Genomic DNA, 16,872 nt, shown 5'->3' on the forward strand with positions numbered 1-16,872 from the left:
GCCGCCATGACCTACCGGACTTTGCTCGTACACGTGGACAACAGTCGGCAATGCCGTGCACGCCTTGAACTTGCGGTGGACCTCGCTCGACGGTTACCCGCTCACCTCACCGGTATTTACTTACCGTTTCGCCCACCGGCGTTTCCCGATGTTACCCGTAGCGCAGGGGCAGGGCTGCCTCCGCCCCCGGAGCCGGAGAACGACGCCAAACGCCTGGCGCAGGCAGAACAGATGTTTAGAGACATTTGTCAGCGCCAAGGGGTGAGTCCGGAACGGCTGACACCCCAGTACGAAGAAAATAGTGAGATACGAACCCACGCACGCTATGCGGATCTGGTCATCGTCGGCCAACAAGACCGAAACGATCCCGAGACTTCTCCTGCCGTGGGATTCGTCGAGTCAGCCGTCTTGGGTGGCGGGCGTCCCGTCTTGATTCTGCCGTACGCCGGAAAACTACCCAAGGCGTTCGATAACATCCTGCTCGCCTGGGACGGTGGACGAGAAGCCGCGCGTGCAGCGGCGGACGCGATGCCGTTGCTGATGGGCGCGAAGACCGTGCACGTCATGCATGTTGGTCGCGGTGACCGGCCCGATGATCTGGGGCCCATCCCGGGACTCGATATCGGTATGTTCTTCGCACGTCACGGCGTCAACGTGGAAGTCACGCCTGAGCGCGGCACCACAGACATCAGCATCGCCGAAACACTGCTCTCGCGCGCAGCGGACATGAGCATCGACCTCATCGTGATGGGCGGCTACGGGCACTCGCGCATGCAGGAGTGGGTGCTTGGCGGCGTCACCCGCACGCTACTTGAAACCATGACAGTGCCCGTGCTGATGTCGCACTGACACTACCAAACACGGAGTCATTCCATGAAAGCCCTTGTGTTTCACGGTCCGCAGCAAATCGCGCTGGAAGACCGGCCCATCCCGCAGTTGCTGGCGCCAACCGACGCCATCGTCCGCGTTCGCAAGACCACCATATGCGGTACCGATCTGCACATCCTGAAGGGCGACGTGCCGACGGTAGAGCCGGGGCGAATTCTGGGCCACGAGGGCGTCGGGGAGGTCGTCCAGACCGGAGACGCCGTCACGGCTTTCAAACCCGGTGACCACGTTCTGATCTCCTGCATTTCGTCTTGCGGAAAATGCGACGCTTGCCGGCGCGGGATGTATTCCCACTGCGCCGCGGGTGGCTGGATTCTTGGCAACCGGATCGACGGCACACAAGCGGAATATGTCCGCACGCCGCATGCCGATACCAGCCTTTACCATGCGCCGGTCAACGTCGACGAGGACGCCCTGGTGATGCTGAGCGATATTCTGCCCACCGGGTTCGAGTGCGGCGTGCTCAATGGCAAAGTCCAACCCGGCAGCAGCGTGGCCATTGTGGGCGCTGGCCCGATCGGGCTGGCGGCGCTGCTGACCGCGCAGTTCTTCACCCCGGCCCAAGTGATCGTCATCGACCCCGACGTCACACGTCTTGAGGTGGCGGCGCGGCTCGGCGCCACGACCGTGGTGTCGCCTGCCAAGGAAGATGCCGTGGAGGCCATCCGGCGATTGACCGGCGGCCAGGGCGTCGATACGGCCATCGAAGCGGTGGGCGTGCCGGCGACATTCGAGCTTTGCGAGTCGATCGTTGCTGCGGGAGGCGTCATCGCCAACGTCGGCGTGCATGGCCGCAAAGTGGATTTGCACCTCGAATCGTTGTGGGACCGGAACATCAGCATCACGACCCGGCTGGTCGACACCGCCGCCACCCCCATGCTGCTGAAGACCGTGGCATCCGGGCGCCTAGCTCCCGGTGTGTTGATTACCCACCATTTCCCGCTTGCCCACATTCTCGACGCGTACCGGACGTTTGGCGACGCGTCCAGCACGCATGCGCTGAAAGTCATCATCTCGCCCTGAGGCGGCAAACAAGCGGGAAGGCGATTGTCCGCTACGCCTTCCCGCAGCCCTCAGAGAGGTTCCGGCAAGTTCTCCAGCAGATCGCGAACCGCGTCGGCCAAGGCCGGCGTGACGTCGATGGCGTTCGAGGCGTGCGGCACGGTATTGCAGGTCAGCACCCGGCTGGCCCCGGCAGAGACAAGGTCATCGACGCTCACGCCTTCGAACAGGCCATGCACGGCAATGCATACCGGATTGCCGAACCCGTGGTGAACGAGCGCGCCAATGGTGCCGAGCATGGTTTGCCCGCTCGACAGAATGTCGTCGACAATGACGGCTGTGCGTTTTGCATAGGCAGGGGGGACATGCAATTTGACGCTGACGCGCCGATCTGCCTCGCGGGTCTTGTGCGCCACGACGCACGGCGCACCGATACGTTCGGCGATCTGGGTGACCCACGCTTTGCTTTCGTCGTCCGGCCCTACGATCAGGGGATCTCGAACATTCTCTGAAATCCACTGGGCTGTGGCGACTACCCCATGAGGGGACCGCACGGGAACGGAATACGCGGCCGAGAGCGAGGGAAGGCGATGCAGGTGCGGCTCCATCGTCACCAGGCCGTCGATATGGGCGCTGAGCAATCGGCCGAAACAATAGGCGGACACCGATTCGCCGGGGCGGAATCGAGCGTCCTGGCGCAAGTAGCACAGGTAGGGCGCGACGAGTATCACGTTGCTCGCCCCAAGGTCGCGGGCGGTGTCCGCCGCAAAAACAAGCGGCAGAATTTTTGCGTCCGGCCGATGAAGCGAACAGACGAGGACGACCGACTTTGCGCTGAGCGGCCCTTCGAGCGAGACGAGTTGTTCGCCGTCTGGGAAGTGGTGCACGCTAAGCCGTTGCAAAGGACTATCAATCGCATCGGCCAGCGATCGCGCCAAGAGTTCGTTTCCCGGTAACGGGTAGACGGCAACATCGTTCATGATTCCCCCACAGCGACGATTGCGGGAAAACGACAGGCGTACTCGTACGCGTAGTCGAGTTCTCCCTGACTTTCGGCATAAATGGTGAATAGGGGTTGGCCGGAAACCACTGGCTTTCCGATCGATACCTCGTAGACGACACCGGCCCGCGCCGCGGCCGGAGCGCCAGCCAGCTTGGCAACCCGAGCCAGGTGCCGGTTGTCCACGGCCATGACGACGCCGCCGTGGCGGGCGGTCACCGGCTTGCTATGCCGACCGGCCAGTGGCTCGCGCATCCCGCCCTGAGCTTCGCAGATTCGCTGAAACTGCTGCCAGGCGAGTCCGCTGGACACAACGGCGCGCGCACAGGTCTCCCCGTCGCCCGGGGGCACTTTCCCTCCCATCTCAAGCAGTCTTCCGGCGATTTCCACGCTCTTGTTCAATAGGTCGGCAGGCGCGTAGCTACGATTCTGCAGGACTGACAGGACATCGCGGGCTTCAAGACTGGGGCCAATGCCTCGCCCGACAGGCTGGTCTCCCTGACAGACGTAGGTGGAAATGTCGAGTCCGAGTGTATGGCCAATCGTTTGCAGGCGCTTGGAGAACAGTGCGCTGGCATATCGGGAGCGAATCTTGGCCGTCACGCCGACTGGGACGTCGATCAGCACGTGCGTCGAGCCTGCAGCCAGCTTCTTCGACAGAATGGAGGCCATCATCTGGGCCTCGCTGTCCAGGTCGAGCGGGCGCTCGACCTGAATCAGAGTATCGTCGGCAGGACTCAGGCCAGCCGCGCCACCGAAGACGACGCAACCGCCGACGGCATTCACAACCCTGCGCATGTCCTCCAGGCCGAGATCGACCGGCGCCATGGTTTCCATGGTATCGGCGGTCCCCGCTGGCGATGTGATCGCGCGTGACGATGTTTTCGGCATCACCAATCCTTGCGACGTCACGATGGCGACGACGATTGGCGTGGTTCGATTTCCCGGCAGCCCGCCCACGCTGTGCTTATCGACAATGCACTCTGCCTGCCAGCGAAGCGTCTTGCCGGTGGCGACCATCGCACGCGTGAGCGAAATGATCTCGTCGTCGGAAAGCCGGTTGCCCGTGCAGGTCGTCAAAAATGCGGAAATCTGGATGGGGGAATATCGGCCTGCCGCGATATCGGCCACTACCTCGTCTAGCGCGGCAGGGGTAAAGGCTTCGCCGAACATGCGTCCCCGCACGTGACGAAACGACTCGACCGGTGGCATGTGGCGTACCCGAACCCATTCCCCCTCCGCCACATCGAGGGCGAGCAGGGCGGCTTCGCTCAATCCGATCTCGTCGAGTTCCAGCCAATCCCCGGTCACCGTCTGAAGCGTTGCGACGACGACCACATCGCCGTACTCGAGTTGAAGGCGCGTCTGTGCCGCGAACCCTTCGGAGCGGCAGATCTGGCTATCGCGTCGAAGATAGGCGACCGCTTCGCGCAGTGTGTCCACTTGCACCCTGTGCGCGCGCAATCGCCGCCCCGTTAGCGGAACCGGCGCGCTTTCTCCCATCGCCTGACCTGCGCGGCGCGGCACAGGCGAGCTTGCTGGACCCAAAGCCGCCGCTTGGGGTGATTTTTCGATGTCGTCCGACACTGTGCATCTCCTTTCGGGGGCGAGGAGGGCGTCTGTTGCGCGTGAGCGCCGAGGAAAATTCGAATATGCCCCCGCTTTAGAGCCTAATGCCGCTTCTTTCGCCGCGCGACGAGTGCCCTACGTGAGGTTGACGTGCATCAAACCGCACCTGCCGTCATGTCCTTTCGGTCGCGACACATTTTCGCGGCTTGAGGAATGTCAAGCCTGATCCTGTCGTGGCGCGCTATTGTTGAGACATTGTCGGCACTCACCTGCCGACGCTACGATCACCCGATGTTGCGCTTGTTCTGGCACTTGCGTCCGGAAACGGCCCCGTGAAGGATGTAAGCAAGTTGGGTTTTTTTGCCCGCTTTTGCGGGCATTCTTTTTGTGTCGCCCGCAGGTGGCAGCCGTGCGTGGCGATCTTGATGTGGGACAAACGGGGCGAGGCGGCTCCGGCTATGCTGGACTTTGTAGCGCCTCGATTTTGCTTTCGTGGCGTTTCCGACTTTCGGTCGGACTCGGCGGTCACGATCCGGTGATCGCCCGCCATTCTGGAGACGCGATCATGTCCAAAGACCCCAATCCCCCACTTGCCCTGTGTAAGGCGCAGTGGTTTGCGGTACTCGATGCCCACAGAAACTGGATGGAGAGTCTGCAATGCCTGCGCGAAATGCAATTGAAGACCGACGAAGGCCTGCTCCATGCCGACAAGGAGTTCGCCAGCGCGATTGATAGCGCATCGGATTTCAGTGAGATGCTCAATAGTCAACTCGCCTTTATCAACCGTCAGTTGGCGATGCAGAACCTCATATGGCAAGGACTGGTGCAGATGAGTGCGCGCATGCCGACGGCGTGGGCCGAACAGTACTACTCGGCAGAAAAGGCATGGCAACGCGTTTTCTCCGACAGCGCGGCTGCGACCAGCGATACAGAGTGTCCCGCCAACGGATGGGCCGCTTGGGCCGATATCGCAAGATCGGCCATGCAATCGTTCAACGCTATGTCGACTGAGGACGGTCAAAGCGCTAAGCGGCGACTCACCCGTATCGCGGGAGCCAAGGGGTAACGCGTCGCGCGGCGTGCCTGCGGTATTGGCAAGCGATGTAGGCCAACGCTGATCGGGCGCACCGAAAGCCGTCCGGCAATGGCAGGCGCTCGTGCTCCGATGGCCCGAGGCATTGACGTTCGTCAATGCGCATCGGCACGGTTGGCCCAAACTGGATAAGGTGCTCGCCGAGTCTTCCGTTTGACGCAATGCTGCACCGCCAAAATATCAGTCCCATCCATCGGCCGAAGGAGGTCATCGTGTCCCGATCCAATGAAAACCGGCTTCAGGCTTGGGCGGTCGACGAACACGCGTTCGCCAGGACGGCGACTGCCGTAGAAAAACTCAGATTCTGCCTGCGTTACGCGATACTCGCGCCGTCGACGCACAACACGCAACCGTGGCGCTTCGTCGTAAGCGACGACACGCTCCTGCTGTGTGCCGACCGATCGCGGGCGCTACCGGTGAGCGACACCTATGATCGCGAATTGACGATTAGCTGCGGAGCGGCGTTGTTCAATCTGCGCGTGGCCCTAAGTCACTTTGGCTGCCCGTATTTGATCCGCGTCATGCCTGCCGGCGCAGAGCCGGATGTGCTCGCGAGTCTGCAGATTTCGGACGAGGGATTCGTCGACACGGACATCGCGACGCTTTTCCCATCCATGGCGAAGCGCGTGACGAACCGCCGCATATTCGACGCGGCGCCGGTTCCCCAGTCCGCCATTGAATTGCTGCGCAAGGCGACAGAGGGGGAGGGGGCTCAGTTCTCCGCCATCGCCGACGAGAGCGAGCGTTCGCGCGTGGCAGACCTCATCGACCAGGCGGATCGGGTGCAATTGGGTGACCCTCGCTTTCGCCGGGAGCTTGCATCGTGGGTTAGTGCGACGCGTCGCGACGACGGCATGGCCAGCTACTCGGCGACCGCCGGAGGATTGCTCGACTTTGCTTCGCCGATCATCAGTTCCGTCGTTCGCACATTCGACATCGGCGGGGGCGTGGCGGCGAGTCATCGACGACTCGTCGAAGGCTCGCCTTTATTGATATGCCTTGCCACGTCGACCGACGACGCCGAGAGCTGGTTATTGGTGGGCCAGGCAATGCAGCGCGTGCTGCTGACCCTCACTGCTCATGGGTTGCACGCATCTTTTCTTAATCAACCTATCGAAGTCGAAGCATTGCGCTGCGCCGTGGGCTCCATGACTGGCACCGGCGACTTCCCTCAATTGCTGCTGCGCGTGGGCCATGGTCCGGAGCAGGCCCATACGCCCCGGCGCTCTGTCGAATCGGTGACGATGTGATACTTCGACGTTGCCTTGACATGCATCGGTGTGCAGGAGCACACGAAATCCAACTTGAGTTGCGAGGCGGGAATGGGGGTTGAACTGCGCGGCGAACGCTCGTTAACCGTACTCCAGGCACTGCGCAAGCGGATGCGCGAACACCCGCTTGCGCGGGTGGGGCCGGGGCTCATTACAGGCGTTGCCGACGACGATCCGAGCGGCGTCGTGACATACGCCCAAGCGGGCGCACAGTACGGCTTCAACATGCTCTGGACGATGCCGCTCGCGTTCCCGTTGATGGCTGCCATGCAATTGGTTTGTGCGCGTATCGGCCGAGTGACGGGCAAAGGACTTGCCGAGAACATCGGAACGGCATTTCCGCCCGTGGTTCTGCGGGCCGTGATCGTGTTGCTGCTCATTGCAAACACACTCAACATTGCGGCCGATCTGGCGGCCATGGGGGAAGTCGCCGAGTTGGTCAGCGGTGCGGATCGTCATTGGATGACCATCGCGTTTGCCCTCGGAACGTTACTCCTGCAAGTGTTTGTACCGTACCACCGGTACGTCGTGTTCCTGAAGTGGCTGACCCTATCCTTGCTCGCGTACGCCGCCGTTCTGCTTACGGTGCAGGTGCCGTGGCGTCTGGTAGCGTTGCGAACCGTGTGGCCCGAATTCAGTATCGACGCCTCCAGCGCTGCGGTGGTGGTCGGTGTGTTTGGCACGACCATCAGCCCGTACCTTTTCTTCTGGCAGACCTCGGAAGAGGTGGAAGAGATGGAAAGAACCCCTGGCGCGGTTCCGTTGATCAACGACCAGAGCGCCGCAGGGAGTGAGCTCAGGCGAATTGGCTGGGACACCTGGACGGGCATGTTCTATTCGGACATCACGGCTTACTTTGTCATGCTCTCGACCGCCGTCACCCTCCATGTGGCAGGGATTCACAGTATCGAGACGGCGGCCCAGGCGGCCGATACGTTGCGGCCGCTGGCGGGCGATCTGGCTTATGTGCTCTTCAGCATCGGCATCGTGAGCGTCGGATTGATCGGCGTCCCCGTGCTGGCAGGCTCCGGCGCGTATGCGCTCTCGGAGGCAATGCACTGGAACGAGGGGCTCGAGCGCACGCCCCGCAGCGCGCTAGGCTTTTACGGGATCATTACGTTGAGCATGCTGGCGGCGACCGCCATTCAGTATTCCCCCATCAACCCGATGAAAGCCTTGTTCTGGAGTGCCGTCATCAATGGAGTGGTGGCGGTTCCGCTCATGGCTGTGGTTCTGCTTTTGGCGACCCGCAAATCGGTGATGGGGCGGTTTACTGCGAGTTGGCCGATTCTCGCGTTGGGGTGGATCGCCACCGGCGTCATGTGCGCGGCGGCCGTCATCATGTTGTTTGCGAGCTAAGAGAACACTGCAGCCCCCGAAGCGGCTGCAGTGCGGATCGGATCGAATTGGACAGGGTTAATGTGAGAGCAGTACGGGGGTGGACATGTGCTTGAGCACCGTCCGGGTTGCGCCGCCGAAGACGCGTTCGCGCGTCGGCCCGTGTCCATAGGCGCCCATGACAAGCAAGTCGGCCTCGTGCTCCTCTGAAACCGCCAGCAACTGAACGCCGTCGCTCGCTTCGGTATCTTGCCTCACCGATACGGCCTTTGCGCGCAACCCGTGACCCTCCATTAGCCGCACGATGTCGGCGAGCGAAGGGTCATCGCCGGCCGGCGCGCGGTTGATGCCCACGACGAAAATATCCTGGGCACGCCCCAGCAGTTGCCAGGCGTCGCCGATGGCGCGGCGCGCCTCGCGCGAGCCGTTCCACGCGACCACGATACGTCGAATCTCACGCGGCAAGGTGACATTGTGGGGGAGTCCCAGTACCGGAACGCCCGCCGAAACAATGATGTCTCCGATACCGTCGACGCCCAGTGCGGCAACGCCGCCCGGTGAATCGGGCTGGCCGACAATGCAAAGGTCGGCGGCTTTGGCAAAGTTCGACAGAATGGTTGTCGGTGCACCGAACGGCGAGCGCCAGTCTCCGGTGACATCGTGTTCGGCACAGACTTCCTTGAAAAGATGTTCGGCCGCGTGCAAGGCTGCCTGAGAGCGCCCCTCCATCTGATAGCGAGTCCCGGACGATTCGGGTTGTCCGGCATGCACGGCGCCAGGCCGATGTGGCAGATAGATGCCGGCGAGGCTGGCATCATGCTGGCGAGCGAGCAGCCCGCTGAAGCGCAAACGCGCGGCACTCGTCGCAGTGTCATCCACGTGGACGCAAATTCTCCGTAGGCTCATTTTGTTCCTCCTCGCATAAGGCACGTAGCCGTTTGCCCGCGACAGCACAGATTCCTGTACGGGCGTGTTTTTGTTATACGTCTGTAATCACGTCACGGCGGGTGCGCTCACGACATCCCGTTGATGCGAATCAATGTCCGGCGAGTCGATGACCGGTGGCAGTTCTCGCAAGGGTGTTGTTCGCTGTCGTCGAGACTACGAATGCCGCATTGCGCGACAGGTGCTTCGCCGGGTCGAATTGACGCTGATCAAGCGACGGCGGGAGAACCCGGCAATACGCAGCGCATAAGGCTAAGGTGAAGTGGTATATCGCGGTATGGGCGTCGCCGACGTGTTGTATCGCGTGAATCGGCACCACGTCCCGGAGACACCCCATGAAGACGGATTCCCAATTGCAGCGTGATGTGATGGACGAGCTCGCGCGCGACACCAGCATTCATGCCAATGAGATTGGTGTGGAAGTTCAGGATGGCATCGTCACGCTATCAGGCAACGTGGCGAGTTTTCTTGAAAAGTGCGAGGCGGAGCGCGTCGCCGCCCGTGTTGCCGGCGCACGCGCGATCGTTGTGTCATTGGAGGTCCTGCCAACGTCGAAAGACCGGCACACGGACGCCGATATCGCGAAAGCGGCGCTCGCCGTCCTGAAGTGGCACGCCGGGCTGCCGGTCGACGGCATGCACGTCAAGGTGGAGAACGGCTGGGTCACGATCGAGGGCAATGTCGAATCCTATACGCAGCGCGTACTCGCTGAAAACGCCGTTCGCACGTTGCGCAGCGTGAGGGGCGTCATCAACGACATCAAGGTGCAAGATAGCCCCCGTCGCTCGGAAGTCGTCGGACATATTGCCGCGGCGCTGGCTCGACAGGCGCTGCGCGAGGCCCACCACATCGAAATCTCGCTGTTGGGTAACGGCGAAGTGCTTCTGACGGGCAAAGTCCATTCTCTGGCCGAGAAGGAGGCGATCCGAGGGGCTGCCATGACGACGCATGGCGTATGCGCGGTCGTGGATCGGATGACCGTCGAGTGAGCAAGCCGGGCGCTGGCGGCGCAATCGCTGTGAGCCGGAGCGACACATAGGAGGCCCCTGATGAACGCAACACTGGAAGCCGTCACGCTGGACATTCTCGACAGTTGCAGAGAGCTGTCGCTCGCCACGCTGATGGCAGACGGGAATACCCAGTCGGATGTCGTTTGTTTTGTTCATCATGGACTCGACATCTACTTCGCCACCGGACGCGACAGCCTCAAGATAGCGAATATCGAGCGCAATCCGCAGGTGTCCTTCTGTCTCTATAAGCCCTACACGGAATGGCCCGAAATCAAAGGGCTGTCAGGCCACGCGTTTGCGGAAATTCTGTCGGACGAATCCGCCGAGCGTTCACTCGCAATCCGGTTGCTCGACGCACGCTTTCCGGACGCATGGACACGAGTGCCGGAACATGGATCGAGCAGAACGACCATCGTGAAGCTGGAGTCGTGGGCTATCAAGGTGCTGGACTACAGTCGTGGGTTCGGTCATACCGACATCGTCACTATCCCGTCAAAGCGCCGCTAGGAATAGCGGCTGTGTCATTGGCCGGCTTATCTCGCAGCGAAGCGCACGGAGGCAATATGTATCGCAACATTATGGTGGCCTTTGATGACAGCGAGCCATCAAAGACGGCTTTGGTTCATGCGGCAAGGCTCGCCCGAGCGCTGGGGGCGAACCTGCGTGTCGCCTATGTCGAAGTGGACCCGGCGCTTTACTTCCCGTTGATGGCCGCAGCGCTGCCGTCGGTGGCCGAAGTTCGGAACGCGCAGAGCGCCGAGACGCTGGCCGTGCGGGAAGCGGCGCTGAACTTATTGGCCCGTGAGGGGATTGCTGCCGATTTCCTGGCGCTTCCGCTTGTGGATAGCCACATGCATATCGCGGATCGGTTGCTTTCCGAAGCGAAGCGTGTCGGGGCGGATCTCTTGGTCACTGGAACGCATGGCCGCCGGGGTCTCGCTCGCCTCACGCTCGGGAGCGAGGCCAACCGCGTGCTTCAACACGCAGATCTGCCGGTGCTCGTCGTCAAGTCGGCCTGCCCGTAGCGGGCCTGGCGACACCCGACACCCGGTCAGCCTGCCCCATTGACTATCAGCAACGGGCGATCGATCACGCGGGCGACGCGTTCGTTCTCATGCCCGTTGAACCACGAGGACAACCCTTCGCGATCCTGTGCGCCAATGACAACGAGATCGGCCTCCCATTCGCGCGTTTCCCGGACAATGGCTGCCGCCACATCCTCGGTCATGCCTGCGTGCGATAACCGACGTTCAATTGTCGCGTTTGGGGCTTGCTCCGACATGAGTGTTGTGGCTGACTCCAGTGCAAGCTCGCCTCTGGACATGCCGGACGACGGCGATCGCAGAAACTCCTTCGGATCAGACATGTCCACGCCCTGGTCTTTTACATAGACCGCCAACAACTGCGCGTGAGCAGGGGCGAGCTGCATGCCGGTGCGCACCGCACTCAATGAGGCGTCGCTGCCGTCCACCGCGAACAATATCCGGCGCGGCAGGTGCAATGACGATTCAATCGCGCGCTCCGGAATCACGAGAATTGCGCGATGTGTGTGCTCTGCGAGAACGCCGGAGACTCGGGTGGTCAACGTGGCAAAGAGCCCGTCGGCTGGTTCTGCGCCTACGACGACGAGGTCGGCATTCCATTCATTGGCGACCCTGGCGATACCCGCAGATATGTCCCGATTCCCCAGCGCGCGGCCAAGAAGGCGGGGATGGACCGATGCGCCACTGCGTTGCAATGCCACTTTCGCGCGCTCCATGGCCAGAAGCTCGTCTTCCCGCAGCTCATTGAACGCCTGATGCATATCCGCTGGCGTTCGCGAGTGCGGCTTGAGGTAGGCCGCAGGATCCTCGAAAAACCCCAAAACCAGCACCTGAGTTTCGTGTGTGCAAAGGCGCGTCGTGTAGGCAACCGCATTCTGCGACGCGCCGGCGGGATCTACGGCCACGAGGATTCGCCGGAAAGGCTTGGGAATGCCATGCGGCGACAACAATTGTGAGACAGGTTCCATGATTGATACCGCATCTCGGATGCGACCCTTGGCAACGAACAATTGACAGCATAAGCCTTTGTGGTGCGAACCCCTTGCGTTCGGTCAATATCCAGCCGTAGCTCAGCGCGGCGTCCGATCCCTGTCGCCTATGCTAGGCCTTATCCCCACTGGTAATGGACGGGCACACCATGGCTGAACCCATGCTCGACCTCCTGCCTTATGCAACCGCATTGGCTGTCGGCTTGCTGATTGGCGCTGAACGGGAGCGGCGCAAGGGCACCACGCGCGAACGTGCCGCTGCGGGCATCCGGACGTTTGCACTGACCTCGGTTCTCGGGGCGGTGGCCATGTCTTCCGGGGGCGTCTGGCTGCTGATCTCCGTCGTTCTCGCGCTTTGCGCACTATTGACGGCTGCGTATATGCGCCCTCATGACGATCCCGGGATTACCACGGAAATCGGGTTGGTCCTGACGCTGCTCCTCGGCGCGACGGCGCAGCGCAACCCTGCATTGAGCATTGCGATCGCCGTGGCGGTTGCATGCGTGATGCAGGTGCGTTTTCACTTGCATCACATTGTCACGCGTATGGTGACGGAAGCGGAACTGCAAGACATGCTCGTGCTTGCGGTGGCAGCGCTTGTGATTCTGCCGATACTTCCCGACCGGGCGATCGACTCCTTTTACTCGCTCAATCTTTACACGATCTGGCGATTCACAGTCGTGATGCTGTCGATAGCCGTCATCGGGCATTTTGCGCAACGAGCGCTTGGGCCCAGCGCGGGGCTTCCGGTCACGGGCTTCGTCTCGGGGTTTGCCTCGAGCATCGCAACGATCAGCGCGATGGGGTCGCACGTCAAGCGCAATCCCGAACTGCTACTCGCCGCCGCAGCGGGCGCCGTGCTCTCCACGATTGCCACGATGATTCAACTCGGCATCGTGATCGGAACGATCTTCCCGAGCGTTCTGATCGATCTGGCGCTGCCCCTTGGCGCGGGCGCAAGCATGGCGCTGGCGTACGCACTGTGGGCGCTATGGCGGGCGAGCCGGCAGGCAACACCGCAAACCGTTCACGTGGGCGGCGGCATCGACATGAAGTCGGCGTTGGTGCTGACGGTGAGTGTGTCGCTCGTCATGCTCGCGTCGGGCGTGCTTTCCCGTTGGTTCGGCAATGCCGGCTTGCTGGCGGTGGCAATGGCGGGCGGTCTCGCAGATGCCCACTCCGTCGCGGCGAGCATCACTTCGCTGGCGGAGCAGGGGCAGTTAAGCGCTGCCGACGCAGCCCTGCCGATACTCGCTGGGGCCTCGACGAACGCCGTTTCCAAGGGAATCGTGGCGCTGCTCTCCGGTGGCCCTCGCTTTGCGAAGATCGTGGTCCCAGGGCTTGTCCTCGTGATGGGCGCGATCTGGCTAGGTTATGTCTTCTCGCCCGCACACCGATGATCCGGAACGAAGTCCCCTCTTGACATCAGTCAATCCGCCGATCCATCCCGCTTATAGATTAGATAGCGTGCGAACCGGATCAGGACGAAAACGACCTGTCGCCAGGCACTGCCCTGGAGCCTGGAGCGCACTTAGGCGTTCAACCTACGGAGTCAGTCGTGGCAAACATTACCCGATTCGATCCATTGAGTTTCGATGAGCCCTTTGAGAATCTCATTCGCAATGCGTTCTGGCGTCCGCTGGCCCTGGAAAGCTCCAAGCGCATGCAAATCAAGCTGGATGTCGAAGAAGACGACAAGCAATTTACGGTGCACGCCGATATGCCTGGTGTCAGCAAGGAAAACATCAAGGTTGCCGTCGACGGAAACCAGGTTTCCATCAGCGCTCATGTGAGTAAGGCGACGGAAAAAAAAGATAATGGGAACTTCGTGCACCGCGAACGCTATGAAGGCGATATGTATCGCAGCTTTACGTTATCGCAGACTGTCGACAAGGAAAAAGCCCAGGCGAATTATCGCGATGGCGTTCTTGAACTGGTGCTCCCAAAGCGGACTGACGGCGGTCAACGGGAGTTGACCATTCAGTAAGTCCCTCTTGTGGGGCAAGCGTGTGTGGGGGGGAGGGGGCTAACACCCCCTCCCTCATGCATTCCAATGCCGCTCCGAGCCTGTGATTGTCGACTTTCATTCGACAATCCATCTTCCTCAAAAATCGCTTCAGCCCTCCGATTTTGCATGAATTGTCCGATATTTTATTTAAATCAGATCGCGCCATGCCATATGTCCTCTGATTGGAGGATTTTCTCTCATCTTTTCGGCTGATTTACGCGCTAATGCCAGACACGTTATAAGTCTAAGAAAATATGGCGTCGCCTCAGCACGCTGGGCAAGTGGACCGCCATTGCTTTGATAGTGCACGCCCAGGGCGATGGCTTGCGCACGACGACTGCCGAATCAGGAACCTCACCACACCGCTTCAACTGCCGTTGCAGTTGGCGATCGAGTTGGAGACAGGAAATGACACGCGTCATGATCGCTGACGATCACGCCGTTGTGCGCGACGGCATCAAGCACATCCTGGAAGGGGCCGGCACGTTTGACGTCGTCGGTGAGGTGGCGGACGGCGCTCAAATTCCTGCGCTAGTTCGCGATTGCTCCCCAAACGTGCTGTTGCTTGATTTGTCGATGCCGGGCAGGAACGGATTGGAATTGATCCAGATACTGCGGGATGCGCATCCGGGTTTGCGCGTATTGGTATTGACCATGCATTCCGAGGAGCAATACATCGTTCGGGCCTTCCAAGCGGGTGCGGCAGGATACCTGACCAAGGAGAGCGCGGCCGAAGAACTCGTAACAGCACTCGAGCATGTGGCACGCGGCGGCACGTATGTCAGCCATTCGATCGCGGGAAAGTTGGCGTCGAGCTTTCGCACCGATTGCGGCGACGCGCCTCATCGGCACCTCTCCAACCGCGAACTGGAGGTCTATCATCGCCTGGTCCGCGGAGAAACGCTCACCGTCATTGCCGATGCCTTGTGTGTGAGTCCCAAAACGGTTAGCACCTACAAGATGCGCATCATGGAGAAAATGCAGATGTCCGGTGACGTGCAACTTGTGCGCTATGCGCTTCGCAACCATATCTTCGAAGACGGCGAAGATCTGAGACAAGGCGCCGCCGCTATCAGGTTTTCAACGCGTACTTGATCTGCCATCTCACCGGCGAGTGAGAAATACCGGCTTCCGGCGCTTGGCGACGATGCCTTGTTCAACGCTTCCCATGACGAGACATTCTGGCGTGCTGCAATGCGCGCGGCCCGGCGGCGACGTGCGAACCTGAACGCAATTTGTTCCATGTCATGTCCCGCCTACGTCGTATGCCTATATTGGACTCACGCTCGCGCCCAGGCAGGGCGCGAGCGTGAGTCCAACGTTGGCCCCGACCGGAGCGAAAGATGAATGACACCCCTACGGAACGTATGAATCACCGGCAGACACTGATTCACGATGCAGACGCGCTGTTGGCGGACATGAAGGCGCTACTGAAAGACCTCGCGGACGAAGCCAATCTCGAGGCCAGCGAGGCCAAACCCGCGCTGAACGCCAGGCTTCAGCAACTCACTGCACGTCTGGACACACTGCGAAAGGCCGGTACGAAGAGCGTTTCGGCGTTGGCGCAGAACACCGATCACTACGTGCGTGCCCACCCTTGGCGGAGCATTCTCGCAGCCGCATCCGTCGCTGCTGCTGCGGCAACGGCGGGTGCCATTGTGGCGCCCATGATTGCCCGGCGCCGGCGTCAGGCCGAAGACACCGAATTGCGCCGGTGAGGGGGAGGGAGAGGATGGCCCCGCTCACAGCGCCGCGATCGACAACACTGATGAAGCTGCTCGACGAGGAGGCGCCGCGCGTGCGAACGCCGATGTCTGCTGCAGATTCACCCCTCGGCCAGTTCGCAACGCGGTGTGCGGCGTGCCTGCGTCGTCACGAGCGGTTGTTCCTGACGGGACGCGAAAAGTGAGTCTTCGCCGGTGCGATATGGGCCGGCGGGCACTCACCGTGCTGGTCATCACGCTGATGCTGTTGGCGCAACCGGCCGGCGTGTATGCCCAATCGTCTCCGCACGACGTTTTGATTCTTGTCTATCATCGCTTTTCGGCGCGCGAGACGGATTCCACTACGGTGCGCACGGAAACTTTCCTCGCGCAGATCAGTTTCTTCGAGGAGAACGGCTTTCGGATCGTGCCACTGTCCGATGTGCTCGCATGGCACGCTGGCGTGCAGGATAATCTGCCGCCACGGGCGCTCGTCCTGACGGTGGATGACGGCCATCGATCGGTGTATGAGGTGTTGTGGCCGATGCTGAAGGCGCACCCCGTGCCCATCACGCTGTTCATTTACCCATCCGTGATTTCCAACGCTTCATACGCGATGACATGGGACGAATTGTGCACTCTGGCGGGGACCGGGGCCTTCGACGTTCAGTCTCACACTTACTGGCACCCGAATTTCAAGACAGAGCGAAAACGTCTGACGCCAGAGGCATACTCTCGCTTCGCTCACGACCAATTGCACCGGTCCCGTCGGCGGCTCGGGTTGGAACTGAAACACCCCGTCCGCCTGTTGGCATGGCCATTCGGCATCTACGATCAGCAACTGGAGGATATCGCCCGCGACGAGGGGTACACCAACGGCTTCTCGCTCGATGCACAGCCAGTCGCCCGAGGGGCGAATCCGATGGCGCTGCCTCGGTATCTCATGACGCAGAGCTGCGCCACGGCGTGCCTGCGTGGCATGCTGCGCGACGCACAAAACCATCGTGATTAAA

The 16,872-nt window shown here is 61.2% G+C and carries 18 protein-coding genes; 14 read left to right on the top strand and 4 right to left on the bottom strand.

The genetic code is table 11. The features are described 5' to 3' along the window. The first annotated feature begins 6 nt into the window (after positions 1-6). Together PHO31112_RS15780 and PHO31112_RS15785 are read left to right on the top strand one after the other, a co-directional pair. A complete protein-coding gene (locus PHO31112_RS15780) occupies positions 7-849 on the top strand; it encodes a universal stress protein (RefSeq protein WP_150621357.1) in 843 nt (280 codons plus the stop codon). 24 nt (positions 850-873) lie between these two features. Further along, a complete protein-coding gene (locus tag PHO31112_RS15785; protein ID WP_150621358.1) occupies positions 874-1,911 on the top strand; it encodes a zinc-dependent alcohol dehydrogenase family protein in 1,038 nt (345 codons plus the stop codon). A 50-nt stretch (positions 1,912-1,961) separates the two neighbouring features. Here PHO31112_RS15785 and PHO31112_RS15790 read toward each other — a convergent pair whose 3' ends face one another. Together PHO31112_RS15790 and PHO31112_RS15795 are read right to left on the bottom strand one after the other, a co-directional pair. Next, a complete protein-coding gene (locus PHO31112_RS15790; RefSeq protein WP_150621359.1) occupies positions 1,962-2,870 on the bottom strand; it encodes a ribose-phosphate diphosphokinase in 909 nt (302 codons plus the stop codon). Next, complete coding sequence (locus PHO31112_RS15795) at positions 2,867-4,393, bottom strand: thymidine phosphorylase family protein (protein ID WP_217427039.1); 1,527 nt, start codon at positions 4,391-4,393, stop codon at positions 2,867-2,869. Before PHO31112_RS15795 ends, PHO31112_RS15790 begins: the two co-directional genes overlap by 4 nt. A gap of 475 nt (positions 4,394-4,868) precedes the next feature. Here PHO31112_RS15795 and PHO31112_RS15800 point away from each other — a divergent pair, with 475 nt between their 5' ends. The 3 genes from PHO31112_RS15800 (at position 4,869) to PHO31112_RS15810 (ending at position 8,182) form a co-directional block, all read left to right on the top strand. Further along, on the top strand, positions 4,869-5,525 hold the full coding sequence (locus PHO31112_RS15800) for a hypothetical protein (RefSeq protein WP_150621361.1): 657 nt from the start codon (positions 4,869-4,871) through the stop codon (positions 5,523-5,525). A 125-nt stretch (positions 5,526-5,650) separates the two neighbouring features. After that, entirely contained in the window at positions 5,651-6,802 is a 1,152-nt protein-coding gene (locus tag PHO31112_RS15805) for an Acg family FMN-binding oxidoreductase (protein ID WP_246178263.1), read from the top strand. A gap of 72 nt (positions 6,803-6,874) precedes the next feature. Further along, the gene (locus PHO31112_RS15810; RefSeq protein WP_150621362.1) at positions 6,875-8,182 is read left to right on the top strand and encodes an NRAMP family divalent metal transporter; all 1,308 of its coding nucleotides are present in this window, start codon (positions 6,875-6,877) and stop codon (positions 8,180-8,182) included. Between the two features lie 57 nt (positions 8,183-8,239). Here PHO31112_RS15810 and PHO31112_RS15815 read toward each other — a convergent pair whose 3' ends face one another. Next, positions 8,240-9,040, bottom strand: coding sequence for a universal stress protein (locus tag PHO31112_RS15815; protein WP_174995737.1), 801 nt, complete (start codon positions 9,038-9,040; stop codon positions 8,240-8,242). Positions 9,041-9,441: 401 nt separating this feature from the next. Between PHO31112_RS15815 and PHO31112_RS15820 the strand changes: the two genes are divergently transcribed. The 3 genes from PHO31112_RS15820 to PHO31112_RS27175 are packed head-to-tail and all read left to right on the top strand — an operon-like array spanning position 9,442 to position 11,141. Beyond that, positions 9,442-10,095, top strand: a complete 654-nt coding sequence (locus tag PHO31112_RS15820; RefSeq protein ID WP_150621364.1) for a BON domain-containing protein — start codon at positions 9,442-9,444, stop codon at positions 10,093-10,095. Between the two features lie 60 nt (positions 10,096-10,155). Beyond that, entirely contained in the window at positions 10,156-10,623 is a 468-nt protein-coding gene (locus PHO31112_RS15825) for a pyridoxamine 5'-phosphate oxidase family protein (RefSeq protein ID WP_150621365.1), read from the top strand. Positions 10,624-10,679: 56 nt separating this feature from the next. After that, positions 10,680-11,141 carry a universal stress protein gene (locus PHO31112_RS27175; protein WP_174995738.1) on the top strand — a complete coding sequence of 154 codons (462 nt, stop codon included), beginning with the start codon at positions 10,680-10,682 and terminating at the stop codon, positions 11,139-11,141. A gap of 26 nt (positions 11,142-11,167) precedes the next feature. On the opposite strand, the gene PHO31112_RS15835 is transcribed toward PHO31112_RS27175, so the two are convergent. Further along, entirely contained in the window at positions 11,168-12,127 is a 960-nt protein-coding gene (locus PHO31112_RS15835; protein ID WP_150621367.1) for a universal stress protein, read from the bottom strand. A 170-nt stretch (positions 12,128-12,297) separates the two neighbouring features. Between PHO31112_RS15835 and PHO31112_RS15840 the strand changes: the two genes are divergently transcribed. From PHO31112_RS15840 to PHO31112_RS15860, 6 genes are all read left to right on the top strand, one after another. Continuing rightward, a complete protein-coding gene (locus PHO31112_RS15840) occupies positions 12,298-13,548 on the top strand; it encodes an MgtC/SapB family protein (RefSeq protein WP_174995739.1) in 1,251 nt (416 codons plus the stop codon). Positions 13,549-13,706: 158 nt separating this feature from the next. Beyond that, entirely contained in the window at positions 13,707-14,135 is a 429-nt protein-coding gene (locus PHO31112_RS15845) for an Hsp20/alpha crystallin family protein (protein WP_150621369.1), read from the top strand. A 429-nt stretch (positions 14,136-14,564) separates the two neighbouring features. Next, positions 14,565-15,251, top strand: a complete 687-nt coding sequence (locus PHO31112_RS15850) for a response regulator (protein ID WP_150621370.1) — start codon at positions 14,565-14,567, stop codon at positions 15,249-15,251. 248 nt (positions 15,252-15,499) lie between these two features. Next, positions 15,500-15,874, top strand: a complete 375-nt coding sequence (locus PHO31112_RS15855) for an ElaB/YgaM/YqjD family protein (protein ID WP_150621371.1) — start codon at positions 15,500-15,502, stop codon at positions 15,872-15,874. A gap of 14 nt (positions 15,875-15,888) precedes the next feature. Continuing rightward, positions 15,889-16,065 carry a hypothetical protein gene (locus PHO31112_RS27180; RefSeq protein WP_174995730.1) on the top strand — a complete coding sequence of 59 codons (177 nt, stop codon included), beginning with the start codon at positions 15,889-15,891 and terminating at the stop codon, positions 16,063-16,065. A 38-nt stretch (positions 16,066-16,103) separates the two neighbouring features. Beyond that, entirely contained in the window at positions 16,104-16,871 is a 768-nt protein-coding gene (locus tag PHO31112_RS15860; protein ID WP_246178267.1) for a polysaccharide deacetylase family protein, read from the top strand. Position 16,872: the final 1 nt, after the last annotated feature.

Origin of the sequence: Pandoraea horticolens (genome assembly GCF_902459555.1) — a bacterium.
In the GTDB taxonomy this organism is placed as follows: domain Bacteria; phylum Pseudomonadota; class Gammaproteobacteria; order Burkholderiales; family Burkholderiaceae; genus Pandoraea; species Pandoraea horticolens.